General features: G+C 58.8%; 22 protein-coding genes, 5 tRNA genes and 3 rRNA genes. 19 read left to right on the top strand and 11 right to left on the bottom strand.

The genetic code is table 11. The annotated features are described in order from the left end of the window. The first annotated feature begins 306 nt into the window (after window positions 1–306). From PspR32_RS23570 to PspR32_RS23555, 4 genes are read left to right on the top strand one after another with little or no spacing between them, the layout of a single operon-like run. Entirely contained in the window at window positions 307–900 is a 594-nt protein-coding gene (locus PspR32_RS23570) for an aminodeoxychorismate/anthranilate synthase component II (RefSeq protein WP_159389237.1), read from the top strand. 9 nt (window positions 901–909) lie between these two features. Further along, window positions 910–1,965, top strand: coding sequence for an anthranilate phosphoribosyltransferase (gene trpD, locus PspR32_RS23565; protein ID WP_159389236.1), 1,056 nt, complete (start codon window positions 910–912; stop codon window positions 1,963–1,965). After that, window positions 1,962–2,798: an indole-3-glycerol phosphate synthase TrpC gene (gene trpC, locus PspR32_RS23560; RefSeq protein ID WP_159389235.1), complete on the top strand. Its 837-nt coding sequence runs from the start codon at window positions 1,962–1,964 to the stop codon at window positions 2,796–2,798. Before trpD ends, trpC begins: the two co-directional genes overlap by 4 nt. 53 nt (window positions 2,799–2,851) lie before the next feature. After that, window positions 2,852–3,556, top strand: a complete 705-nt coding sequence (locus PspR32_RS23555) for a lipoate--protein ligase family protein (RefSeq protein ID WP_010221467.1) — start codon at window positions 2,852–2,854, stop codon at window positions 3,554–3,556. Here the strand turns inward: PspR32_RS23555 and crp are convergent. Beyond that, window positions 3,553–4,197 carry a cAMP-activated global transcriptional regulator CRP gene (gene crp / locus PspR32_RS23550; RefSeq protein WP_010221468.1) on the bottom strand — a complete coding sequence of 215 codons (645 nt, stop codon included), beginning with the start codon at window positions 4,195–4,197 and terminating at the stop codon, window positions 3,553–3,555. The two genes, PspR32_RS23555 and crp, sit on opposite strands and share 4 nt — an antisense overlap. A 192-nt stretch (window positions 4,198–4,389) precedes the next feature. Here crp and PspR32_RS23545 point away from each other — a divergent pair, with 192 nt between their 5' ends. Then, the gene (locus PspR32_RS23545; RefSeq protein WP_010221469.1) at window positions 4,390–4,812 is read left to right on the top strand and encodes an OsmC family protein; all 423 of its coding nucleotides are present in this window, start codon (window positions 4,390–4,392) and stop codon (window positions 4,810–4,812) included. Between the two features lie 66 nt (window positions 4,813–4,878). Here PspR32_RS23545 and PspR32_RS23540 read toward each other — a convergent pair whose 3' ends face one another. The 8 genes from PspR32_RS23540 to hemJ form a co-directional block, all read right to left on the bottom strand. Then, window positions 4,879–5,298 carry a hypothetical protein gene (locus PspR32_RS23540; RefSeq protein ID WP_159389234.1) on the bottom strand — a complete coding sequence of 140 codons (420 nt, stop codon included), beginning with the start codon at window positions 5,296–5,298 and terminating at the stop codon, window positions 4,879–4,881. Continuing rightward, the gene (locus tag PspR32_RS23535) at window positions 5,298–6,338 is read right to left on the bottom strand and encodes a DUF2157 domain-containing protein (RefSeq protein ID WP_036995070.1); all 1,041 of its coding nucleotides are present in this window, start codon (window positions 6,336–6,338) and stop codon (window positions 5,298–5,300) included. The genes PspR32_RS23540 and PspR32_RS23535 overlap by 1 nt, the downstream gene beginning before the upstream one ends. 8 nt (window positions 6,339–6,346) lie before the next feature. Further along, on the bottom strand, window positions 6,347–6,994 hold the full coding sequence (coq7, locus tag PspR32_RS23530) for a 2-polyprenyl-3-methyl-6-methoxy-1,4-benzoquinone monooxygenase (protein ID WP_010221472.1): 648 nt from the start codon (window positions 6,992–6,994) through the stop codon (window positions 6,347–6,349). Between the two features lie 65 nt (window positions 6,995–7,059). After that, on the bottom strand, window positions 7,060–7,398 hold the full coding sequence (locus PspR32_RS23525) for a histidine triad nucleotide-binding protein (RefSeq protein ID WP_010221473.1): 339 nt from the start codon (window positions 7,396–7,398) through the stop codon (window positions 7,060–7,062). A 71-nt stretch (window positions 7,399–7,469) separates the two neighbouring features. Beyond that, complete coding sequence (locus tag PspR32_RS23520; RefSeq protein ID WP_159389233.1) at window positions 7,470–8,243, bottom strand: SDR family NAD(P)-dependent oxidoreductase; 774 nt, start codon at window positions 8,241–8,243, stop codon at window positions 7,470–7,472. A gap of 75 nt (window positions 8,244–8,318) precedes the next feature. Then, window positions 8,319–8,765: a DUF805 domain-containing protein gene (locus PspR32_RS23515; RefSeq protein WP_010221475.1), complete on the bottom strand. Its 447-nt coding sequence runs from the start codon at window positions 8,763–8,765 to the stop codon at window positions 8,319–8,321. Window positions 8,766–8,796: 31 nt separating this feature from the next. Beyond that, entirely contained in the window at window positions 8,797–9,753 is a 957-nt protein-coding gene (locus tag PspR32_RS23510; RefSeq protein WP_010221476.1) for an NAD(P)H-dependent flavin oxidoreductase, read from the bottom strand. A 33-nt stretch (window positions 9,754–9,786) separates the two neighbouring features. Continuing rightward, window positions 9,787–10,212 (bottom strand): protoporphyrinogen oxidase HemJ, encoded by a 426-nt coding sequence (gene hemJ / locus PspR32_RS23505; protein WP_010221477.1) that lies wholly within the window; start codon window positions 10,210–10,212, stop codon window positions 9,787–9,789. Between the two features lie 142 nt (window positions 10,213–10,354). Between hemJ and argC the strand changes: the two genes are divergently transcribed. Both argC and erpA read left to right on the top strand, forming a co-directional pair. Next, complete coding sequence (gene argC, locus PspR32_RS23500; RefSeq protein ID WP_010221478.1) at window positions 10,355–11,389, top strand: N-acetyl-gamma-glutamyl-phosphate reductase; 1,035 nt, start codon at window positions 10,355–10,357, stop codon at window positions 11,387–11,389. Window positions 11,390–11,554: 165 nt separating this feature from the next. Next, window positions 11,555–11,905, top strand: a complete 351-nt coding sequence (erpA, locus tag PspR32_RS23495; RefSeq protein ID WP_010221479.1) for an iron-sulfur cluster insertion protein ErpA — start codon at window positions 11,555–11,557, stop codon at window positions 11,903–11,905. Between the two features lie 57 nt (window positions 11,906–11,962). Here erpA and PspR32_RS23490 read toward each other — a convergent pair whose 3' ends face one another. Together PspR32_RS23490 and PspR32_RS23485 are read right to left on the bottom strand one after the other, a co-directional pair. Further along, window positions 11,963–13,054 (bottom strand): anhydro-N-acetylmuramic acid kinase, encoded by a 1,092-nt coding sequence (locus PspR32_RS23490; protein WP_159389232.1) that lies wholly within the window; start codon window positions 13,052–13,054, stop codon window positions 11,963–11,965. A 3-nt stretch (window positions 13,055–13,057) separates the two neighbouring features. Then, window positions 13,058–14,482, bottom strand: a complete 1,425-nt coding sequence (locus PspR32_RS23485; RefSeq protein WP_010221481.1) for a peptidoglycan DD-metalloendopeptidase family protein — start codon at window positions 14,480–14,482, stop codon at window positions 13,058–13,060. Window positions 14,483–14,692: 210 nt separating this feature from the next. On the opposite strand from PspR32_RS23485, the gene tyrS reads away from it, so the two are divergent. The 12 genes from tyrS (at window position 14,693) to PspR32_RS23420 (ending at window position 24,316) form a co-directional block, all read left to right on the top strand. Beyond that, complete coding sequence (gene tyrS, locus PspR32_RS23475; protein WP_010221482.1) at window positions 14,693–15,892, top strand: tyrosine--tRNA ligase; 1,200 nt, start codon at window positions 14,693–14,695, stop codon at window positions 15,890–15,892. A gap of 556 nt (window positions 15,893–16,448) precedes the next feature. Continuing rightward, a 16S ribosomal RNA gene (locus PspR32_RS23470) occupies window positions 16,449–17,985 on the top strand. A 66-nt stretch (window positions 17,986–18,051) separates the two neighbouring features. Continuing rightward, window positions 18,052–18,128, top strand: a tRNA-Ile gene (locus tag PspR32_RS23465). A 29-nt stretch (window positions 18,129–18,157) separates the two neighbouring features. Further along, window positions 18,158–18,233 (top strand) — tRNA-Ala (locus PspR32_RS23460). 214 nt (window positions 18,234–18,447) lie between these two features. Further along, window positions 18,448–21,338 (top strand): 23S ribosomal RNA (locus PspR32_RS23455). 137 nt (window positions 21,339–21,475) lie between these two features. Beyond that, window positions 21,476–21,591 (top strand): 5S ribosomal RNA (rrf, locus tag PspR32_RS23450). The 16S, 23S and 5S rRNA genes sit together here with 2 tRNA genes alongside, the layout of an rRNA operon. A gap of 157 nt (window positions 21,592–21,748) precedes the next feature. Then, entirely contained in the window at window positions 21,749–22,708 is a 960-nt protein-coding gene (birA, locus tag PspR32_RS23445) for a bifunctional biotin--[acetyl-CoA-carboxylase] ligase/biotin operon repressor BirA (RefSeq protein ID WP_010220288.1), read from the top strand. Beyond that, window positions 22,698–23,444: a pantothenate kinase gene (locus PspR32_RS23440; protein ID WP_010220289.1), complete on the top strand. Its 747-nt coding sequence runs from the start codon at window positions 22,698–22,700 to the stop codon at window positions 23,442–23,444. Before birA ends, PspR32_RS23440 begins: the two co-directional genes overlap by 11 nt. A gap of 7 nt (window positions 23,445–23,451) precedes the next feature. Next, complete coding sequence (locus PspR32_RS23435; RefSeq protein WP_010220290.1) at window positions 23,452–23,880, top strand: hypothetical protein; 429 nt, start codon at window positions 23,452–23,454, stop codon at window positions 23,878–23,880. A 152-nt stretch (window positions 23,881–24,032) separates the two neighbouring features. Beyond that, a tRNA-Tyr gene (locus PspR32_RS23430) sits at window positions 24,033–24,116 on the top strand. Between the two features lie 24 nt (window positions 24,117–24,140). After that, window positions 24,141–24,214 (top strand) — tRNA-Gly (locus tag PspR32_RS23425). 26 nt (window positions 24,215–24,240) lie between these two features. Further along, window positions 24,241–24,316: transfer RNA gene (locus tag PspR32_RS23420), tRNA-Thr, on the top strand. Window positions 24,317–24,360 lie beyond the last annotated feature (44 nt).

Genomic DNA, 24,360 nt, shown 5'->3' with positions numbered 1-24,360 from the left:
CGGTCATATTGCGTGGACCGCGCCGGTAGGCTACTGTGCGGGAACGTATGAACGAGACCTACCCCGTGTTGATCGTCAGCAAACTCTTGATGCGCGTAATCAAGGCCCACGCCCGTTGGCGTTGGCGCGCCTGACTTTATCTCTTGCCGGTTAGCCGGCCCTGTACCGCTTTGCCTTTCTGAACGCTTTACCTGCTGTAGCCAGCTGTTGCTGGTGGGCACAGGCAGACTCGCACCTGTTGCCCTGCGCACAGGCACTTCGAAAGGCATGTATTCAAAGTCAGTAGATGCAAGAGGTTGAACCCAGATGTTACTGATGATCGACAACTACGACTCCTTCACCTACAACGTCGTGCAATACCTCGGCGAATTGGGTGCAGAGGTCAAGGTCATTCGCAATGACGAACTGACCATCGCCCAGATCGAAGCCCTGAACCCCGAGCGCATTGTCGTCTCCCCCGGCCCGTGCACGCCGACCGAAGCCGGTGTATCGCTGCAGGCCATCCAGCATTTTGCCGGCAAGCTGCCGATCCTCGGCGTCTGCCTGGGCCACCAGTCCATTGGCCAGGCCTTTGGCGGTGATGTGGTGCGCGCCCGCCAGGTGATGCATGGCAAGACCAGCCCGGTGTTGCACAACGACCAGGGCGTGTTCGCCGGCCTCAACAACCCGCTGACCGTGACCCGCTACCATTCGCTGGTGGTCAAGCGCGAAACCTTGCCCGAATGCCTGGAGCTGACCGCCTGGACTGCCCTTGAAGACGGCTCGATGGACGAGATCATGGGCCTGCGCCACAAAGAGCTGAACATCGAAGGGGTGCAGTTCCACCCCGAATCGATCCTCACCGAGCAGGGCCACGAGCTGTTCGCCAACTTCCTCAAGCAGACCGGCGGCCGCCGTTAAGGATCGAACATGGATATCAAGAGCGCGCTGAGCCGCATCGTCGGTCATCTGGACCTGAGCACCGAAGAAATGCGCGACGTCATGCGCGAAATCATGACCGGCCAATGCAGCGAGGCGCAGATCGGCGCCTTCATGATGGGCATGCGCATGAAGAGCGAGAGCATCGACGAAATCGTCGGTGCCGTGTCGGTGATGCGTGAGCTGGCTGACAAGGTCGAGCTCAACACCCTCACCCTCGACCAGGTGGTCGATGTGGTCGGCACCGGCGGTGATGGCGCCAACATTTTCAACGTATCCACCGCTTCGGCCTTCGTCGTCGCCGCGGCCGGCTGCACTGTGGCCAAGCACGGTAACCGTGCGGTCTCGGGCAAGAGCGGCAGCGCCGACCTGCTGGAAGCAGCCGGTATCTACCTGAACCTGACGCCGGTACAAGTGGCGCGCTGCATCGACAGCGTCGGCATCGGCTTCATGTTTGCCCAGACCCACCATAAGGCGATGAAGTTCGCCGCCGGCCCACGTCGTGACCTGGGCCTGCGTACCCTGTTCAACATGCTCGGCCCGCTTACGAATCCGGCCGGGGTCAAGCACCAGGTCGTTGGCGTATTCACCCAGGCGCTGTGCCGCCCGCTGGCTGAAGTGCTGCAACGCCTGGGCAGCAAGCATGTATTGGTGGTGCACTCGAAAGATGGCCTGGATGAATTCAGCCTGGCGGCGCCGACATTCGTTGCCGAACTCAAGAACGACCAGATCACTGAATATTGGGTCGAACCCGAAGACCTCGGCATGAAGAGCCAGAGCCTGCACGGCCTGGCCGTGGACAGCCCGGCCCAGTCGCTGGAGCTGATCCGCGATGCCCTGGGCCGGCGCAAGACCGAGAACGGCCAGAAGGCTGCGGAAATGATCGTGCTCAATGCTGGCGCTGCGCTGTACGCGGCCGACCACGCCATGAGCCTCAAGCAGGGCGTGGAGCTTGCGCACGATGCTCTGCACACCGGCCTTGCCCGGGAAAAACTCGAAGAACTGGGCGCCTTTACCGCGGTATTCAAGCAGGAGAATGAAGGATGAGTGTGCCGACGGTTCTGGAAAAGATTCTCGCCCGCAAGGTTGAGGAAGTCGCCGAGCGCAGCGCACGGGTCAGCCTGGCGGAGCTCGAGCGTATGGCGGCAGTCGCCGATGCTCCGCGCGGCTTTGCCAAGGCCTTGATCGAGCAGGCCAGGCGCAAGCAGCCGGCAGTCATTGCCGAGATCAAGAAAGCCTCGCCAAGCAAGGGCGTGATCCGTGAAAACTTCATTCCGGCCGACATCGCCGTCAGCTACGAGAAGGGCGGGGCGACCTGCCTGTCGGTGCTGACCGATGTCGATTACTTCCAGGGCGGCGACATCTACCTGCAACAGGCGCGTGCCGCCTGCAAACTGCCGGTGATCCGCAAGGACTTCATGATCGATCCTTACCAGATCGTCGAAGCTCGGGCGCTCGGCGCCGATTGTGTACTGCTGATCGTTGCGGCGCTGGATGACGTGAAGATGGCCGAACTTGCCGCCACGGCAAAAAGCGTAGGCCTCGACGTGCTGGTTGAAGTACACGACGGCGACGAGCTGGAGCGGGCGCTGAAGACCCTCGACACACCGCTGGTCGGGGTCAACAATCGCAACCTGCATACCTTTGACGTCAGCCTGGAAACCACACTCGACCTGCTGCCGCGCATCCCCCGTGATCGCCTGGCCATCACCGAGAGCGGCATCCTCAACCGCGCCGATGTCGAGCTGATGGAAATCAACGAGGTGTATTCCTTCCTGGTCGGCGAAGCGTTCATGCGTGCCGAGCACCCGGGGCTGGAACTGCAGCGCCTGTTCTTCCCGGCGCGCGCGGTGCAGAACCCGGTGCAAGCCCTGGATTGAACCAACTCTGAAGCCGGCAATGCCGGCTTTTTTGTCTCTACAAGGTTAATGCGATGACTGATCAAGTGGTGGATGTCACTGTCGAGGCCGGGCTGCACACCGAGCAGGAGCTGCTGGCGGCTGTGTGCAAAGGCGAAAAGGATCATGGCCTGTTGTTCTGGCGTCCGACTGACCACGCCTTGGTCATGCCCCGGCGCATGAGCCGCCTGGAAGGTTTCGAGGCCGCCTGTGCCGAGCTTGCGATTGCCGGCTGGCCGGTATTGTTGCGCGAAACCGGTGGTGAGCCGGTGCCGCAGTCGCCTGCGGTGATCAACATCGCCCTGGTGTATGTGGCACCGAAAAGCGAGGGCGACCACGGGCGAATTGAAAACGCCTACGAGCGCCTGTGCCTGCCGTTGTGTGATGTGCTGCGCGAGTGGGGCGGGTTGGCGTCGGTGGGGGAAATCGAAGGGGCGTTCTGTGATGGGCGCTACAACGTCAACCTCAACGGCCGCAAGCTGGTCGGCACCGCCCAGCGCTGGCGCCAGGGCCTGGGCGGCAAGCGTCCGGTGGTGCTGGTGCATGGTGCGTTGTTGCTGGATAACGAACGCGAGTCGATGGTGGCAGCGGTCAACCGCTTCAATGAATGCTGTGAGCTGGAACAGCGCTGCCTGGCCGACAGTCATATTGCCCTGCACGAAGTGGTGCCCCAGGCGCCGTTGCTCGAGCGCCTTGGCCAGGCCTATGCCGAGGTGATCAAGGGGATCGCCCGCGATTAGCGGGTACCGAAGACCACCATGGTCTTGCCTTTTACGTGCACCAGGCTGCGTTCTTCAAGGTCCTTGAGCACGCGGCCGACCATTTCTCGTGAGCAACCGACGATCCGGCCAATCTCCTGGCGGGTGATCTTGATCTGCATGCCGTCCGGGTGGGTCATGGCATCCGGCTGCTTGCACAACTCCAGCAGGCAGCGGGCAACCCGGCCAGTGACGTCGAAAAACGCCAGGTCGCCGACCTTGCGCGTCGTATTGCGCAGACGTTGTGCCATCTGGCTGCCCAGCGCGTAGAGAATCTCCGGGTCATGGCGGGCCAGCTCGCGGAATTTCTCGTAGCTGATTTCCGCAACTTCACACTCGCTTTTGGCCCGGACCCAGGCGCTGCGCCGCTGTTCCTGGCCTGCCGGTTCGAACAGCCCCAGCTCGCCGAAGAAATCACCGCTGTTGAGGTAGGCGATGATCATTTCGTGACCATCGTCATCTTCAATCAGGATGGTCACCGAACCCTTGATGATGAACGACAGGGTTTCGGCCTTGTCGCCGGCGCAGATGATGTTGCTCTTGGCCGCATAGCGGCGGCGCTGGCAATGGACCAGCAGCTTGTCGATGTTCTTGATCTTGGCTGGAAGGGCTGATGCAACCATGGCTGGATCCCGGTCAGGAGGCGACGCTTCAATTTCTTTTATAGGTTGTCTGGCGATAAGCGCCAGTGATTTGGCGTCAGCTTATCAGACACTCGCCCCTCTATCGGCAGATTTAGTCGTGCGCTTGAGCTTTTCCACCGGGCCCGCAGGGTCTAAGCTGGCAGCCTTTTTTCGAACAAGGGAGTCCAGGTAATGAAGGCGCGTATCCAGTGGGCAGGTGAAGCCATGTTTCTGGGCGAATCGGGTAGCGGCCATGTGGTCGTGATGGACGGCCCGCCCGAGGCCGGTGGTCGCAACCTGGGTGTGCGGCCCATGGAAATGCTGCTACTGGGCCTGGGTGGCTGCAGCAACTTCGATGTGGTCAGCATCCTGAAAAAATCCCGCCAGGCGGTGGAGAGCTGCGAAGCCTTCCTTGAAGCCGAGCGCGCCAGTGAAGACCCGAAGGTGTTCACCAAGATCCACCTGAACTTCGTGGTCAAGGGCCGTGGCCTGAAAGAGGCCCAGGTCAAGCGTGCGGTCGAGCTGTCGGCAGAGAAGTACTGCTCGGCTTCGATCATGCTCGGCCGGGCTGGTGTCGAGATCACCCACAGCTACGAGATCGTCGAGCTCGGTTGATGGCCAGCCATCGCGGGGCAAGCCCGCTCCTGCGGGTTGTGGGGGCGGGCTTGACCCGCGATCAGGTTAACCGCGCAGGCGCTCCAACCCAAACAACCAGGCCAACCCTGGAACCAGCGCCACCACCAACCAATGCAGGTTAAAGCCAAGCAAGCCAAAGATTTCTGCTGTGCTCCAGGTATTGCCAAAGGCATTGGCAAACAGCAGGCATTGCAGCAAGGCCGTCAGCGCGGCGAACAGCACAAAGCCTCTACCGAGCAGTCGCCGCCTGTGGATAAAACAGCCGACCAACACGAACAGCAGTTGCCCTGGCAGTGAGAACAGCAGCAAATCGACAGCACTGTTGCCATCAGGTTGGGAGATTTCTGGCAGCGTCAGGCTGAAGGGCTCCTCCCTCATGCTGGCGGTCATCAGGCACACGAACAGGTAGGCCACCAGCGCCAGACCCAGGCTTTGCAACAAGCGAACACAAAACAGCCTGAGCATCAGCGACGCAGCCCTGGCAATAGATTGAGCATACCCTCCGGCAGTTGTGCCCGTAGCCAACTGCTCAGATTCTCGCGGTGTTTCTGGTACTGCAGGCCCAGGCCAATCACGCCCAGGCCGATAAAGGTCAGCACCACCGGGAACAGCAGCGATTCGGCAAACACCTGGTAAGACAGATAGCCCAGGTACATTGCCACGCCGATGCCGCCAAAGACCATGAACAGCGGCCGGCGCAGCAGTACCGCAATGCCCATCAGACCGAGATTGATCAGGCCGTACAGGGCTTTGTCCCATTCACTGTCGGTGTCCAGCAGCGGCAAGCCGAGCCAGAATGCCAGCAATCCGGCCAGATAACCCCAGAACGCATAGTCTTGTCGGGTGCGGCCGTCGATCACCAGGAACACCAGCAGCATCGCCAGGCCAAACCACAGCGACACTGTGCGCCGTTGAGTCCAGTCGAAGGCTTCGCCGTAGAACCATTCGCTCAAGTCCATGGACATGAACCACAAGGCCACGGCGATCGGCATGACGATGAACGGGAAAGGGATCAGCCGCAGCATCAGCAAGCCGACCAGTACTGTCGCCGCTTCCATCAGCAGCCAGCCGCCCTGCACGTAGGTGTAGTAGTGATGGTAGTTGCCCTGGGCATCGTCCAGCGGCCAGAAACCGCTGAGCCGTTCCACGGCAAACACCGCCAGCGGCACGATACTCACCGCCACCGCGGCAAGTACCCCGGCGGGGATCAGTTGGCCGCGGCGTTGCAGGAGTAAACCACCCAGGGTCAGCGCGCCGATGTACACCAGGGCAAGCAGCAGCAGGGCACTGTCACCGATGCGCATCCAGGCTTCACTGAGCAACCAGCCCATGGCGGCCATGATCAGCAGGGCGCCGAAGTAAAACGCCACATGGGCCAGCTGAAAGCTGGCCTGGGCTTGTGGCTGGCGCTTGAGAAATTCAAGCAGGGCCTGGTCCTGGCCCGGGTTCAGAACGCCGGCGCTAACTGCGCGGGCCAGGTCCTTGGCATCGAAGCGCTCTGTCATCGACTGTCCTAGATACGATAAGTGCTTTTGGTCATGACCTTGGCCATAAGGCTCATGCCGAACTTCACTGGCGCCGGGAAGCGAAAGCCGCCCGCATCCAGGGCGGACTCGGCATGTTGCTCTTCGTCGATACGCATCTGTTCAAGAATCGCCCGGGACTTTTCATCTTCGGCCGGGATCTGCTCCAGGTGCTCGTCCAGGTGCTTGCACACCTGATGCTCGGTGGCGGCGACAAAGCCCAGGCTAACCTTGTCGCTGACCAGGCCGGCAAAGGCGCCAATACCGAAGGACATGCCGTAGAACAGCGGGTTGAGCACGCTGGGGTGGCTGCCAAGCTGGCGAATACGCTGCTCGCACCAGGCCAGGTGGTCGATCTCTTCTTCGGCGGCGTGCTCCATGGCCTTGCGCACCTGAGGCAACTTGGCGGTCAGGGCCTGGCCCTGATAGAGCGCCTGGGCGCAGACTTCACCGGTATGGTTGATACGCATGAGCCCGGCCACATGGCGGGTTTGCGTTTCGTCCAGGGTAACGTCCGGCTGGATGATCGCCGGTGACGGTCGGGCAGGTTGGCCGCTGAAGGGCAGCAAGGTGCGCATGGCGGTGTCGGCCTGCAACAACAAGCGGTCGAGCGGGGAATAGTGACGTTCGGTAGCCATCGGGCACCTCCGCAAGAATGTGCCCGACAGTTTACCCCAATCGCGATGCCGGGGCTTGCCCTGGATCAGCCCGGTGGCCAGTGCATCTGACGCTGGCCAAGCACGTGCATGTGAATGTGGTAGACGGTCTGCCCACCTTGCTCATTACAGTTCATGACCACGCGAAAGCCTTCTTCGCAGCCCAGTTCCTTGGCCAGCCGCTGAGCGGTGAAGAGGAGGTGCCCGGCCAGGCCTTTGTCTGCTTCGGTCAGGTCGTTGAGGGTGCGGATCGGTTTTTTCGGGATAACCAGAAAATGGACCGGTGCCTGCGGGGCGATATCGTGGAAGGCCAGAACCTGGTCGTCCTCGTAGATGATCCTGGCCGGGATCTCCCGGTTGATGATCTTGGTAAACAGAGTATCCACTACGGCTGCTCCATGAGAGTAATCGGACTTGAGTGTACGCAGGCCAGGCGCGTGCGCCCAGCCCTGTGCTACTAGCGGGGGCAATAGGCCTGGTTGATGGCGCCGGCCAGCTTGCGCGTTACCCAGCGCGACAACAGGCGAGGGCTGAAGGCCAGCCAGCGGTTGCGGCAGCCAGGGATGATCAGGGCGCGGTTCTTGTCCAGGGCGCGAACGGTATACAGCGCCACTTCCTCGGGGCTCAGGCTGCGCTGGCCTTTCTCCAACCGTGGGATGCGCCGCAACGGCGAGCGCACGGGACCTGGGCAGAGCACCGAAACCTTGATGCCGGTGCGCTTGAGTTCTTCACGCAGGCCTTCGGAAAAGTGCAGCACATAGGCTTTGCTCGCCGCATAGCTGCTCATCCAGGGGCCCGGGGCAAAGGCGGCGAGGGACGCAACGTTGAGGATCTGCCCGCCGCCCTGAACCGCCATGGCATTACCCAGGGCGTGGCAAAGGCGGCTCAAGGCCAGGATATTCACCTCGATCAGGTCCTGTTCATCACTCCACTCCTGGGCCAGGAAGTGGCCGTAGGAACGGATGCCGGCGCAGTTGACCAGCAGGTCGATATGCCGCTCGCTTTCTTCCAGCTCCAGCAGAAACCCCGACAGGCGCAACGGCTCGCCCAGGTCGCAGGCACGAAACAGCACTTCGACGCCAAAGCGCTGGGTCAGCTCGATGGCGATGCTTTCCAGCGGGTCACGCTGGCGGGCCACCAGGATCAGATTGCGTCCCCGACGTGCCAGCGCCTCGGCCAGTGCCAGGCCTAAGCCGCTGGAGGCACCGGTGATCATGGCGTAACGGGTCATGCAGTTCTCCAGTCGGGAAGAGTGGCCAAAGTGCGCAGTTTACAGGTAGCGGGCGTGAGGTGCTGCCGGTGTGATTCAGATACCGGGCCGGAACACGGTCAACACCACTGCGCCAACGATCACCACCAGCCACATCGAGGCCAGAATAACGACGGCCATGCTGTTGGGCGGCGGGGCAGGTCCGAAGCGATTGTTGCCTCGATTGCCAGGCATCACCAGCAGGAGCAGCAGCAGGAAATTGCCGACCCAGGGCAACAACACTGCCCAGCAGAACCAGCCACTCCAGTTCAGGTCGTGGAGGCGCTTGACGAAGAAGATCATGCTCATGATTCGAGCGATAAGGGCAGCAATCAGGAACAGTGCGGCAGCGTCTTTCCACACTGCACTGGTCACCCAACCCAGCAGCAGCGCGCAGGCTACAGTGGCCGCAATCAAACCCAGGCTCCAGGCCAGAAGGCGGAGCCGACCGATTCGGCCTTGCGGGCTCATCAGTTCGTTTGCGAAGGTGAGGGTGTTGTTCATGCGGGCTTCCTTTGCCTTGATAACGCGTGAATCAGCCCGGCCAGTGGCGGCTCAGGGCTGTGGCCGAGGCATGCGCCTGGCGGTACTCGGCATCCAGGCGGGTAATCAGTTGCTCGACCGAGCACAACTGGTCGATAGCACCGACACCTTGTCCGGCAGACCAGACGGTCTTCCAGGCCTTGGCCTCGTCGTCGATGGGTTTGAGCTTGGTTTCGGTATGGGTGCGCAGGGCGGTCATGTCGAAACCGGCGTTTTCCAGGCTCTGGCGCATAAAGCTTGCAGGTACCCCGGAAACCGCAGCGGTGTGGATGATATCGGCTGCCTTGGCTTCAAGCATCATTTCTTTGTAGGGTCCCGGCGCCAGGCTTTCATGGGTGGCGATAAAGCGCGTGCCCAGGTAAGCCAGGTCTGCCCCCAGCAACTGTGCGGCGAGCACTTCATGGCCGCGGTTGATGCAGCCAGCCAGCAACAGGGTCTTGCTGAAGAACTGACGGATTTCGGCGATCAGCGCGAACGGGCTCCAGGTCCCGGCGTGCCCGCCAGCGCCGGCGGCTACGGCAATCAAGCCATCGACGCCGGCTTCGGCGGCTTTCTCGGCATGCCGGCGCGTGGTCACGTCATGAAACACCAGGCCGCCGTAGCTGTGCACGGCATCAACCACCTCCTTGACGGCCCCCAGGCTGGTGATGACGATGGGCACCCGGTGCTTGACGCACAGCGCCAGGTCCGCCTGCAGGCGCGGGTTGCTCTGATGCACGATCAGATTGACTGCGTACGGCGCAGGCTTGTCGAGGGCCGTCAGGCCGGCTTCGATCTCCTCCAGCCAGGCCTCGAAACCGGCACTGTCGCGCTGGTTCAGCGCCGGGAAACTACCGACCACGCCGTTGGCACAACAGGCCAGCACCAGCTGCGGGTTGGAGATCAGAAACATCGGTGCCGCTACGACCGGCAGGCGCAAGCGTTGTTCGAGCAGGGCAGGCAATGACATGGCAGGTTTCCCGAGGCTGATTATGGGCTTAGGTTAGAACGGTTTGACCACCACCAGAATTACCACGGCCAGCAAGACCAGCACCGGTACTTCATTGAACCAGCGGTAGAACACGTGGCTGCGTTTGTTTTCGCCACGGGCGAAGCGTTTGAGCTGCGCGCCGCACATATGGTGGTAACCGACCAGCAACACCACCAGGGTCAGTTTGGCGTGCATCCAGCCCTGGCTGAGAAAGCCGGGCGTCAGGCTCAGCAGCCAGATGCCGAAGACCAGGCTGGCGATCATTGCCGGCAGCATGATCCCGCGGTACAGCTTGCGCTCCATGATCACGAAGCGCTCCTGGCTGGTGCTGTCCTGGCTTTGCGCGTGGTAGACGAACAAGCGCGGCAGGTAGAACAGGCCGGCGAACCAGCAGACCACGCTGACGATATGCAGCGCTTTGATCCAGAGAAAAAGCATGGGGTTGAGTTCCTTCAGGGTTCACGGTCGTCAGATAGTAGAGGCTAGGGGGCTTGCGGGCCATCGCAACAGTTGTAGGCGTGTTTCAGCGCCCCTATTATCTTGGGCTTTCCTGTTGGTTCGTTGATAAGGGGCACGCGTTATGGTCAAGGTCGGTATCGTTGGCGGCACGGGTTACACCGGGGTCGAGCTGCTGCGTCTGTTGGCACAGCATCCACAGGCCGAGGTGGCGGTGATCACTTCGCGCTCCGAGGCTGGCCTGGCGGTTGCCGATATGTATCCGAACCTGCGCGGCCACTACGATGGCCTGGCTTTCAGCGTGCCAGACGTGAAGACCCTGGCCGCCTGCGACGTGGTGTTCTTCGCCACCCCGCACGGGGTTGCCCATGCCCTGGCGGGCGAGCTGCTGGCCGCTGGCACCAAGGTCATCGACCTGTCCGCGGACTTCCGCCTGCAGGACGCCGATGAATGGGCCAAGTGGTACGGCCAACCTCACGGCGCGCCGGATCTGCTCAAGGATGCGGTGTACGGCCTGCCTGAAGTCAATCGCGAGCAGATCCGCCAGGCGCGCCTGATCGCCGTGCCGGGTTGCTATCCTACCGCCACCCAGCTGGGCTTCCTGCCGCTGCTCGAAGCTGGCATTGCCGATGCCTCGCGCCTGATTGCCGACTGCAAGTCCGGTGTCAGCGGCGCCGGTCGTGGCGCGGCGGTCGGTTCGCTGTTCTGTGAGGCGGGCGAGAGCATGAAGGCTTATGCGGTCAAGGGCCATCGTCACCTGCCGGAGATTACCCAGGGCCTGCGCCGGGCGGCTGGTACTGATGTAGGCCTGACCTTTGTGCCGCACTTGACGCCGATGATCCGCGGTATCCATTCGACCCTGTATGCCACCGTCGCCGATACCTCGGTCGATCTGCAGGCGCTGTTCGAGAAGCGCTATGCCGATGAACCGTTCGTCGACGTAATGCCGGCTGGCAGCCACCCGGAAACCCGCAGCGTGCGCGGCGCCAACGTCTGCCGGATTGCCGTGCACCGTCCGCAAGGCGGCGACCTGGTGGTGGTGCTGTCGGTGATCGACAACCTGGTCAAGGGCGCGTCGGGGCAGGCGGTACAGAACCTCAACATCCTCTTTGGCCTGGACGAACGCATGGGGCTTTCCCACGCCGGCCTGCTGCCCTAAGCCTCCAACGGCAGGTTTCAAGCTGCATGTCAGAGCCGGACGCGAGCCGCTTATCGCTTGCAGCCAGCCGCTTGCAGCTTTTGTATTGTTGACCGCTTTTCTCGGAGAAGCGGATAATGCGCGTCATCACGCATTATGGCGGCATAGCGCCGGGAGATAGTCAGCATGAGCGTCGAATCCTTCACCCCCGTGGCATTGCAGTTCACTGAGGGTGCAGCGCACAAGGTGAAGACCCTGGTCGATGAAGAAGGCAATGATCGCCTGAAGTTGCGAGTATTCGTGACCGGCGGCGGTTGCTCGGGTTTTCAGTACGGTTTCACGTTTGATGAAGACGTTGCCGAAGACGACACCATCGTCGAGCGCGAAGGCGTGGCCCTGGTCGTCGATCCAATGAGTTTCCAGTACCTGGCAGGAGCCGAGGTGGATTACCAGGAAGGCCTGGAAGGCTCGCGTTTCGTCATCAAGAACCCGAACGCCACCACGACCTGTGGTTGCGGTTCTTCGTTCTCGATCTGATTGCAAGGGCAGTACCGCAAACGCCGCGCCGATGCGCGGCGTTTTGCTATCTGCGGTTTATGCCGGGTAGATCGCGCCCAGTACTCGCAGGCCACGGGCAGCAGTGACGCTGGGGCGGTTGGCGGGGATATGCTCCAGGCAGCAGTGGGCCAGCCAGGCGAAGGCCATGGCTTCAACCCAGTCAGGGTCGATGCCGCACGCCGCAGTGCTGCTGACCCGGGCGTTGGGCAGCAGGGTTGCCAGGCGCTGCATCAGCACGCTGTTGTGCGCGCCGCCACCGCAGACCAGCACCGCCTGGGTGTCGTCCTGTGCCGCCTGCAGCGAGCTGACGATGCTGCGCGCAGTCAACTCCAGCAGGGTGGCCTGCACGTCTTCATCCCTGTAGCTCGGTTGAGACGTCAGGTGCAGTTGCAGCCAAGGCAGGTTGAACACCTCGCGACCGGTGCTTTTCGGTCCGCTGCCAGCGAAGAACGGATCGCTTAGCAGAGACGCGAGCAAACCGGGGATTACCTGGCCAGTGCCAGCCCAGGCGCCATCGGCGTCATAGCTGTGCCCCTGCTTCTGCTGGATCCAGGCATCGAGCAACACGTTACCCGGTCCGCAATCGAAGCCGCTGACGGGCTTGTCCTGTTCGATCAGGCTCAGATTGCTGAAACCGCCGACGTTGAGCACTGCCAGCCGTTGACCCTGATGGGCGAACAGCGCTTCGTGGAAGGCCGGTACCAGCGGTGCGCCCTGGCCGCCGGCGGCAACATCACGGCGGCGGAAGTCGCTGACTACGCTGATGCCGGTGAGCTCGGCCAGCAGGGCCGGGTTGCCGATCTGCACGGTGAAGCCGCGCGCCGGTTCGTGACGGATGGTCTGGCCATGGCTGCCGATGGCGCGAATGGCCTCGGGCTTGAGGTTACGGGTGGCCAGCAGGTGCTGGATGCCTTCGGCTGCGAGGCGTACCCACTGGTTCTCTGCCAGGGCCGCGCGGGCGATCTCGTCAGGCCCGCTAGCGCACAGCTCCAGCAGGTCCTGGCGCAGGCTGGCGGGCATGGGGATGTAATGAGTGGCGAGCAGCGTGGCCTGCTGCTCCTGTTCGATCAAGGCGATGTCCAGGCCATCGAGGCTGGTCCCGGACATCACACCAAGATAGAGCGGCATTGCCTAGCGCTTGCTCGAGGCGAGCAGGGTGGCCTTTTCCTGGTCCATGCGCGCTACCAGCGGCTGGCTTTGCTGCAGGAAGCGCTGGCGCTCGGCTTTGGCGATCGGGTCGGCCATTGGCAGCTTCTGCCCGAGCGGATCGACGTGCACGCCGTTGACCTGGAACTCGTAATGCAGGTGTGGGCCAGTGGACAGGCCGGTAGTGCCGATGTAGCCGATGATCTGACCTTGCTTGACGGTGCCGCCGGTCTTCACGCCCTTGGCGAAGCCCTGCATGTGCCCGTAGAGCGTCTGGTAGCGGTTGCCGTGCTGGATGATCACGGTATTGCCATAACCGCCGCGGCGGCCCGCGAGCAGGACCTTGCCATCACCGGCTGCCTTGATCGGCGTACCGCGCGGTGCTGCATAGTCGACGCCTTTGTGGGCGCGGATCTTGTTCAGGATCGGGTGCTTGCGGCCAGCCGAGAAGCGCGAGCTGATGCGGGCGAAATCAACCGGGGTACGGATGAACGCCTTGCGCATGCTGTTACCGTCAGCGGTGTAGTAGTTGGTGTTGCCTTGCTTGTTGGTGTAGCGCACCGCGGTGAAGCTCTTGCCGCGGTTGGTAAAGCGTGCGGACAGAATATTGCCGGTGCCGACGACCTTGCCGTTCATGACCTTCTGTTCGTAGATCACGTCGAATTCGTCGCCCTGGCGGATATCCTGGGCGAAGTCGATGTCGTAGCCAAAGATACGTGCCATATCCATGGTCAGGTTGTGATTCAGGCCGGCGCGCTGGGCCGAGGCCGACAGCGAGCTCTTGATCACGCCATGAACATAGGCGGAACGCATCACCGGCTTGCTGATCTCACGGTTGAACGCGTAACCGTTTGCGCTCTTGGTCAGGCGAATGGTTTCCAGGTCGCTGAGCTTGCTGTGCAGGCTGGCCAGCTGGCCGTCCTTGTCCAGTTCGATCTGCAGCACCTGGCCATGCTTGAGTTGGCTGAACTGCTTGGCCTGCTTGTTGCTGGCCAGAACTTCGTGCACGGCGGTGGCTGGCAGGCCGACCTTGGTGAACAGGGTCGACAGGGTATCGCCACGGCTAACGGTAACTTCGCGGTGGCTTGGGTCTTTGCTGGCCGGCGCGGCTTCGGCGGCGGCAGGCGCGGGCTCGGCCTTGGCGGTTTCCTCGGTTGGCGTAGCGCTGTTGTCGATCTGCGCAAACGGCGAGGGGGCGGTATCGGTGTTCTGGGTAAGTGGGGCGTCCTGTTCCTGCTTGAGTTGCTCGGCCGGGCTTTCCAGCTCCAGGTTCAGGGTAGTCTTCTTGGCTTCGACCTCGCTGGATGGAAACACCAGCAAGGCCAGGCTGAGTAAGGCGGCGATGCCGCTGGCGGCCAACAGGTGGCTCTTCGGATAAAGCGGGGGCGCTTTAGGCGGTTCGTTGGTCATAGATGAATTGACTTTGAAATAGATGAAGTGGAAAAGATGAATGACATGATGAAGATGAAATAACTGTATAAAATATAACCAAATCCCCTTCAGCGCAAGCGCGCAGACGTCATCAGTCGGCTTCGAGGTCACACTCGGGGCAAAAACTTGTATTTGATGGCTGATCTTGTATGGTTGGGTCCCTTTGAGTCTGAGCCTTACGGGTCTGTTATGAAGTCGGTTGAAGAGCAGCTAGCGCTGATCAAGCGTGGAGCGGAAGAGGTACTGGTCGAGTCCGAGTTGGTCGAGAAGCTCAAGCGCGGGCAACCGCTGCGGATCAAGGCGGGATTTGACCCGACTGCGCCTGACCTGCACCTGGGGCATACCGTCCTGATCAACAAGCTGCGTCAGTTCCAGGACCTGGGCCACCAGGTGATCTTCCTGATCGGCGACTTCACCGGCATGATCGGTGATCCGAGCGGCAAGAGCGCTACCCGTCCGCCGCTGACCCGCGAGCAGGTGCTGGATAACGCCGAGACCTATAAACAGCAGGTGTTCAAGATTCTCGACCCGGCCAAGACCGAAGTCGCGTTCAACTCCACCTGGATGGACAAGCTCAGCCCGGCCGATTTCATTCGCCTGGCGTCGCAGTACACCGTGGCGCGCATGCTCGAGCGCGACGACTTCGACAAGCGCTACACCACCAACCAGCCGATCGCGATCCATGAGTTCCTCTATCCGCTGGTGCAGGGCTATGACTCGGTAGCGCTCAAGTGCGACGTCGAGCTCGGCGGTACCGACCAGAAGTTCAACCTGCTGATGGGTCGCGAGCTGCAACGCGCCTACGGCCAGGAAGCGCAGAACATCGTGACCATGCCGCTGCTCGAAGGGCTCGACGGTGTGAAGAAGATGTCCAAGTCGCTGGGCAATTATGTCGGCATCCAGGAAGCCCCTGGGGTGATGTACAGCAAGCTCGTGTCGATTCCCGACACCTTGATGTGGCGTTACTTCGAGCTGCTGAGCTTCCGCTCCATGGAAGAGATCGAGCAGTTCCGTGCCGATGTCGCCAATGGCGCGAACCCGCGTGACATCAAGATCAAGCTGGCGGAAGAGATCGTTGCACGCTTCCATGGTGAGGAGGCTGCCGCCAATGCTCACCGCGCGGCAGGTAACCGTATGAAAGAGGGCGAGTTGCCGGAGGACCTGCCTGATGTCGAGGTTGCTGCGGCTGAAGGCTTGCCGATCGCTGCCGTGTTGAACCGGGCGGGTCTGGTGAAGAACTCGGCGATGGCGCGGGATCTGCTCAATGGCGGCGCCGTGAAAGTCGACGGTGCGGTGGTTGATCGCGACTTCATGTTTGCACTTGGCGCGACCCATGTGTGCCAGGCGGGCAAGAAGGCATTTGCGCGCATTACTTTGAAGGCAGAGTAAGAGCTCCTTCTATATATAGGCAAAAGGCGTTTTGCGGTTGATTTGAGAAAGTTTGAAATCAACCCTTGACGCCCCTGCGGATGTGTCTATAATTCGCCCCACTTCCGGCGCAGTCGGAACTGAAAACTCCTTGAGTTTCAACGAGTTAGCAGTTTCAGGGTTGCCTGGAGGGGCTTCGATCGAAAGATCGGCAGCGGTGAAAAAGGCAGTTGACAGCGGTTTGAAACGCTGTAGAATTCGCCTCCCGCTGACGAGAGATCGCAGCGAGTCAAGTGGTTGAAGTTGAAAGAGAAATTCTGAAAAACTTCAAAATAAACGCTTGACAGGCTCTGAGGAAAGCGTAGAATGCGCGCCTCGGTTGAGACGAAAAGCTCTTAACCAACCGCTCTTTAACAACTGAATCAAGCAATTCGTGTGGGTGCTTGTGAGCTCAGACTGATAGTCAAAAAGATTATCAGCATCACAAGTGGCTACACGAAAAATCGAAAGATTTGAAAGTAAGTCATTTGAGATTGCTGAGCCAAGTTTAGGGTTTTCTCAAAACCAAAGCAGTATTGAACTGAAGAGTTTGATCATGGCTCAGATTGAACGCTGGCGGCAGGCCTAACACATGCAAGTCGAGCGGATGAGAAGAGCTTGCTCTTCGATTCAGCGGCGGACGGGTGAGTAATACCTAGGAATCTGCCTGGTAGTGGGGGACAACGTTTCGAAAGGAACGCTAATACCGCATACGTCCTACGGGAGAAAGCAGGGGACCTTCGGGCCTTGCGCTATCAGATGAGCCTAGGTCGGATTAGCTAGTTGGTGAGGTAATGGCTCACCAAGGCGACGATCCGTAACTGGTCTGAGAGGATGATCAGTCACACTGGAACTGAGACACGGTCCAGACTCCTACGGGAGGCAGCAGTGGGGAATATTGGACAATGGGCGAAAGCCTGATCCAGCCATGCCGCGTGTGTGAAGAAGGTCTTCGGATTGTAAAGCACTTTAAGTTGGGAGGAAGGGTACTTACCTAATACGTGAGTATTTTGACGTTACCGACAGAATAAGCACCGGCTAACTCTGTGCCAGCAGCCGCGGTAATACAGAGGGTGCAAGCGTTAATCGGAATTACTGGGCGTAAAGCGCGCGTAGGTGGTTCGTTAAGTTGGATGTGAAATCCCCGGGCTCAACCTGGGAACTGCATCCAAAACTGGCGAGCTAGAGTAGGGCAGAGGGTGGTGGAATTTCCTGTGTAGCGGTGAAATGCGTAGATATAGGAAGGAACACCAGTGGCGAAGGCGACCACCTGGGCTCATACTGACACTGAGGTGCGAAAGCGTGGGGAGCAAACAGGATTAGATACCCTGGTAGTCCACGCCGTAAACGATGTCAACTAGCCGTTGGAATCCTTGAGATTTTAGTGGCGCAGCTAACGCATTAAGTTGACCGCCTGGGGAGTACGGCCGCAAGGTTAAAACTCAAATGAATTGACGGGGGCCCGCACAAGCGGTGGAGCATGTGGTTTAATTCGAAGCAACGCGAAGAACCTTACCAGGCCTTGACATGCAGAGAACTTTCCAGAGATGGATTGGTGCCTTCGGGAACTCTGACACAGGTGCTGCATGGCTGTCGTCAGCTCGTGTCGTGAGATGTTGGGTTAAGTCCCGTAACGAGCGCAACCCTTGTCCTTAGTTACCAGCACGTTATGGTGGGCACTCTAAGGAGACTGCCGGTGACAAACCGGAGGAAGGTGGGGATGACGTCAAGTCATCATGGCCCTTACGGCCTGGGCTACACACGTGCTACAATGGTCGGTACAGAGGGTTGCCAAGCCGCGAGGTGGAGCTAATCTCACAAAACCGATCGTAGTCCGGATCGCAGTCTGCAACTCGACTGCGTGAAGTCGGAATCGCTAGTAATCGCGAATCAGAATGTCGCGGTGAATACGTTCCCGGGCCTTGTACACACCGCCCGTCACACCATGGGAGTGGGTTGCACCAGAAGTAGCTAGTCTAACCTTCGGGAGGACGGTTACCACGGTGTGATTCATGACTGGGGTGAAGTCGTAACAAGGTAGCCGTAGGGGAACCTGCGGCTGGATCACCTCCTTAATCGACAGACATCAGCTGTCTTATGAGCTCCCACACGAATTGCTTGATTCATTGAAGAAGACGATTGGGTCTGTAGCTCAGTTGGTTAGAGCGCACCCCTGATAAGGGTGAGGTCGGCAGTTCGAATCTGCCCAGACCCACCAATTACATGTGGTGCAGCCTGTAGCAATACGGGGCCATAGCTCAGCTGGGAGAGCGCCTGCCTTGCACGCAGGAGGTCAGCGGTTCGATCCCGCTTGGCTCCACCACCTTACGTAAAAGCTTAGAAATGAATATTCGGATCGAATATTGATTTCTGAACTTTTTCAGAATCGTTCTTTAAAAATTTGGGTATGTGATAGAAAGATAGACTGGACAGCACTTTCACTGGTGTGTGTTCAGGCTAAGGTAAAATTTGTGAGTCATTACAAATTTTCGGCGAATGTTGTCTTCACAGTATAACCAGATTGCTTGGGGTTATATGGTCAAGTGAAGAAGCGCATACGGTGGATGCCTTGGCAGTCAGAGGCGATGAAAGACGTGGTAGCCTGCGATAAGCTTCGGGGAGTCGGCAAACAGACTTTGATCCGGAGATCTCTGAATGGGGGAACCCACTCAGCATAAGCTGAGTATCTTGTACTGAATACATAGGTGCAAGAGGCGAACCAGGGGAACTGAAACATCTAAGTACCCTGAGGAAAAGAAATCAACCGAGATTCCCTTAGTAGTGGCGAGCGAACGGGGACTAGCCCTTAAGTGGCTTTGAGATTAGCGGAACGCTCTGGAAAGTGCGGCCATAGTGGGTGATAGCCCTGTACGCGAAAATCTCTTAGTCATGAAATCGAGTAGGACGGAGCACGAGAAACTTTGTCTGAATATGGGGGGACCATCCTCCAAGGCTAAATACTACTGACTGACCGATAGTGAACCAGTACCGTGAGGGAAAGGCGAAAAGAACCCCGGAGAGGGGAGTGAAATAGAACCTGAAACCGTATGCGTACAAGCAGTGGGAGCCTACTTTGTTAGGTGACTGCGTACCTTTTGTATAATGGGTCAGCGACTTATATTCAGTGGCGAGCTTAACCGAATAGGGGAGGCGTAGCGAAAGCGAGTCTTAATAGGGCGTTTAGTCGCTGGGTATAGACCCGAAACCGGGCGATCTATCCATGGGCAGGTTGAAGGTTAGGTAACACTGACTGGAGGACCGAACCGACTACCGTTGAAAAGTTAGCGGATGACCTGTGGATCGGAGTGAAAGGCTAATCAAGCTCGGAGATAGCTGGTTCTCCTCGAAAGCTATTTAGGTAGCGCCTCATGTATCACTGTAGGGGGTAGAGCACTGTTTCGGCTAGGGGGTCATCCCGACTTACCAAACCGATGCAAACTCCGAATACCTACAAGTGCCGAGCATGGGAGACACACGGCGGGTGCTAACGTCCGTCGTGAAAAGGGAAACAACCCAGACCGTCAGCTAAGGTCCCAAAGTTATGGTTAAGTGGGAAACGATGTGGGAAGGCTTAGACAGCTAGGAGGTTGGCTTAGAAGCAGCCACCCTTTAAAGAAAGCGTAATAGCTCACTAGTCGAGTCGGCCTGCGCGGAAGATGTAACGGGGCTCAAACCATACACCGAAGCTACGGGTATCACTTAGGTGATGCGGTAGAGGAGCGTTCTGTAAGCCTGTGAAGGTGAGTTGAGAAGCTTGCTGGAGGTATCAGAAGTGCGAATGCTGACATGAGTAACGACAATGGGAGTGAAAAACTCCCACGCCGAAAGACCAAGGTTTCCTGCGCAACGTTAATCGACGCAGGGTTAGTCGGTCCCTAAGGCGAGGCTGAAAAGCGTAGTCGATGGAAAACAGGTTAATATTCCTGTACTTCTAGTTATTGCGATGGAGGGACGGAGAAGGCTAGGCCAGCTTGGCGTTGGTTGTCCAAGTTTAAGGTGGTAGGCTGAGATCTTAGGTAAATCCGGGATCTTAAGGCCGAGAGCTGATGACGAGTTGCCTTTAGGCGACGAAGTGGTTGATGCCATGCTTCCAAGAAAAGCTTCTAAGCTTCAGATAACTAGGAACCGTACCCCAAACCGACACAGGTGGTTGGGTAGAGAATACCAAGGCGCTTGAGAGAACTCGGGTGAAGGAACTAGGCAAAATGGCACCGTAACTTCGGGAGAAGGTGCGCCGGTGAGGGTGAAGGACTTGCTCCGTAAGCCCATGCCGGTCGAAGATACCAGGCCGCTGCGACTGTTTATTAAAAACACAGCACTCTGCAAACACGAAAGTGGACGTATAGGGTGTGACGCCTGCCCGGTGCCGGAAGGTTAATTGATGGGGTTAGCTAACGCGAAGCTCTTGATCGAAGCCCCGGTAAACGGCGGCCGTAACTATAACGGTCCTAAGGTAGCGAAATTCCTTGTCGGGTAAGTTCCGACCTGCACGAATGGCGTAACGATGGCGGCGCTGTCTCCACCCGAGACTCAGTGAAATTGAAATCGCTGTGAAGATGCAGTGTATCCGCGGCTAGACGGAAAGACCCCGTGAACCTTTACTATAGCTTTGCACTGGACTTTGAATTTGCTTGTGTAGGATAGGTGGGAGGCTTTGAAGCGTGGACGCCAGTTCGCGTGGAGCCATCCTTGAAATACCACCCTGGCAACTTTGAGGTTCTAACTCAGGTCCGTTATCCGGATCGAGGACAGTGTATGGTGGGTAGTTTGACTGGGGCGGTCTCCTCCTAAAGAGTAACGGAGGAGTACGAAGGTGCGCTCAGACCGGTCGGAAATCGGTCGTAGAGTATAAAGGCAAAAGCGCGCTTGACTGCGAGACAGACACGTCGAGCAGGTACGAAAGTAGGTCTTAGTGATCCGGTGGTTCTGTATGGAAGGGCCATCGCTCAACGGATAAAAGGTACTCCGGGGATAACAGGCTGATACCGCCCAAGAGTTCATATCGACGGCGGTGTTTGGCACCTCGATGTCGGCTCATCACATCCTGGGGCTGAAGCCGGTCCCAAGGGTATGGCTGTTCGCCATTTAAAGTGGTACGCGAGCTGGGTTTAGAACGTCGTGAGACAGTTCGGTCCCTATCTGCCGTGGACGTTTGAGATTTGAGAGGGGCTGCTCCTAGTACGAGAGGACCGGAGTGGACGAACCTCTGGTGTTCCGGTTGTCACGCCAGTGGCATTGCCGGGTAGCTATGTTCGGAAGAGATAACCGCTGAAAGCATCTAAGCGGGAAACTTGCCTCAAGATGAGATCTCACTGGAGCCTTGAGCTCCCTGAAGGGCCGTCGAAGACTACGACGTTGATAGGTTGGGTGTGTAAGCGCTGTGAGGCGTTGAGCTAACCAATACTAATTGCCCGTGAGGCTTGACCATATAACACCCAAGCAATTTGAGCGAAAGCCAGATTGCGGTGTTGTGAAGACTGCAAAGCCGAGAATTTGTAACTCACAAAACATCACATACCCGATTCGCTGGAGTGTCTTAAACAAGACCTTCTGGCAACAGAATTTCTTGACGACCATAGAGCATTGGAACCACCTGATCCCATCCCGAACTCAGCAGTGAAACGATGCATCGCCGATGGTAGTGTGGGGTTTCCCCATGTGAGAGTAGGTCATCGTCAAGATTAAATTCCGAAACCCCTATCTGCGTATGCAGGTAGGGGTTTTGTCTTTCTGACATTTTCCTCTGTGCGCTCCTACTGCCGCTCCCGCAACTCAGTTTTCTATGCAATCCCCACCTGCATGGCTATCATGCCCTCCTCATTGTGAGTCGAGATTGGCATGCTGAAGTTGTTGAAGCTCCTCAAGGATGGCCGGTTCCATTCCGGGCAGGACCTGGGCGCAGCCTTGGGCGTCAGTCGCGCCGCTGTCTGGAAGCAATTGCAGCTTCTTGAGGCTGAGTTGAACCTGCCCATTCATAAAGTCCGTGGCCGCGGCTATCAGTTGGCCACGCCGTTGTCGTTGCTGGAAGAGTCGGCAATAGCCGAGCTTTTCCAAGGCGAACAGTGGCCAGTGTTGATATTCGAATCCATCGACTCGACCAACGCCCAGGCCCTGCGCTCGATCAGCGAAGGCCAGGCTGCGCCGTTCCTGGTGCTGGCTGAGCGTCAGGCGGCCGGGCGTGGCCGGCGTGGCCGGCAGTGGGTCAGCCCATTCGCGGAAAACCTCTATTACAGCCTGGTGCTACGTATTGAAGGCGGCATGCGCCAGCTGGAAGGTTTGAGCCTTGTGGTTGGCCTGGCGGTAATGCGTACGCTGCAGGCCTTTGGTGTTGCCGGTGCGGGACTGAAATGGCCGAATGATGTTCTGGTAAACAATCAGAAAATCGCTGGCATCCTCCTGGAACTGGTCGGAGATCCCGCGGATGTCTGTCACGTAGTGCTGGGGATTGGTATCAACGTCAACATGCAGGTCAACGAGCAGATCGATCAGCTATGGACGTCTGTGCGTCGTGAGACAGGGGTGGCAGTCGATCGTAATAAACTGGTGGCTGCGCTCAGTCAGAACCTGCAGCAGGATCTGCAGCGCCATCGGCAATCCGGTTTCGCCGCGTTCCAGGCTGAATGGGAACAATCCCATCTGTGGCAGGGGGCTGCGGTGTCCTTGATTGCCGGCGTCAACCGGATTGACGGAATTGTTCTAGGCATTGACCGGCAAGGGGCGCTGCGCCTCGAGGTTGATGGTGTTGAGAAGAGCTTTAGCGGTGGTGAGCTCAGTTTGAGGTTGCGTGATGATTCTTGAGCTCGATTGTGGCAACAGCTTTATCAAGTGGCGGGTAATCCATGCTGCACAGGGTGCTGTGGTTGCCGGCGGCATAGTGGACTCCGATCAGGCCCTGGTAGCGGCTGTCATGGCGCTCCCTGAGGCGCCCAAGCGTTGCCGCCTGGTCAGTGTCAGAAGTGAAGAGGAGACCGCCGGTCTTTCGGCGCTGCTCGCTCAGCACTTTGGCCTGAATGTTGTGGTGGCGCAGCCGGCCAAAGAGGTCTGTGGTGTGCGTAATGGCTACGAAGACTACCAGCGCCTTGGTCTGGATCGCTGGCTAGCGCTTCTGGGGGGCTATCACCTAGCGGGCGGCGCTTGCCTGGTCATGGATTTTGGTACGGCGGCCAAGGCCGACTTCGTATCTGCCGACGGCGAGCATCTGGGTGGCTTCATTTGCCCGGGCATGCCGTTGATGCGCAGTCAGCTGCGTACCCACACTCGGCGCATCCGCTATGACGATGCTTCGGCTGAACGGGCATTGTCGAGCCTGGCGCCTGGGCGTTCTACTGTCGAGGCGGTGGAGCGTGGTTGCGTGCATATGCTGCAGGGCTTTGTTCGCTCGCAGCTCGAATACGCTCAGGGACTGTGGGGTGATGATTTCACTGTGCTGCTAACTGGGGGCGATGCGCTCCTGGTGCAGGAGGCCGCGCCACAGGCCCGGGTGGTGCCGGACCTGGTGTTCGTTGGTCTGGCCATGGCTTGTCCCCTGGATTGAGGTGCCTATGCGTTGGTTGTTTCTGTTGTTGGTGGTGCTCAACGTCTTTTATTACGTCTGGCACCAGCAGGAAGCGCCGTTGAAGGCCAAGGAAGTGGCTCCGTTGTCGCTCTACAAGGGAAATCAGCAGGGAATTCGCCTGCTGAGCGAGTCCACCAGTGGTAAGACCGCCCCGGAGCGCGGCCAGGAGTGTCTCTACGTGGGCGGGGTGGCAGCTCAGGAGCAGCTCAAGGCATTGCGTCAGCGTCTGTTGAGCCTGGATATTGCTGCTGTTCCGGTTACTGGTCGCCTCGGTGACAGTACGGGGTTGTGGCTGCAGGTCGCGCCCCAGAGCCAGCGTTTGCTGGACCAAGCCCTGCTCACGACTCTTTCCCATGATTTCAAAGACTTAAAACATAAAATAATGTTGTGCGAGGGTATTGCAACTGGCGAATAGCTTGATAGAATGGCGCCCGCTTCACAGGGAACACCACTCAGGTGGTAGAGCTGGAGGCGGTGTCAAAGCAGCTAAGTTTCAGATTTGATTGAAAAAATTTGAAAAAACGCTTGACACTGGATCGGCATCTACATAGAATGCCGGCCAAATCTGGAGGGATTCCCGAGCGGTCAAAGGGGACGGACTGTAAATCCGTTGCGAGAGCTTCGAAGGTTCGAATCCTTCTCCCTCCACCAGTTTTAGCGAGAGCCGCAAGCTCCGCGGGTATAGTTTAGTGGTAGAACCTCAGCCTTCCAAGCTGATGATGCGGGTTCGATTCCCGCTACCCGCTCCAGGTTTGCTGTTGTTGCACAGTGTTACGCTCTTGTAGCTCAGTTGGTAGAGCACACCCTTGGTAAGGGTGAGGTCAGCGGTTCAAATCCGCTCAAGAGCTCCATATAACAAGGCAGATATGAAAATATCTGCCTTTGTTTTAATGGT

The organism is Pseudomonas sp. R32 (assembly GCF_009866705.1).
GTDB lineage: Bacteria > Pseudomonadota > Gammaproteobacteria > Pseudomonadales > Pseudomonadaceae > Aquipseudomonas > Aquipseudomonas donghuensis.
This window is presented reverse-complemented; position numbering and strand designations above follow the sequence as displayed.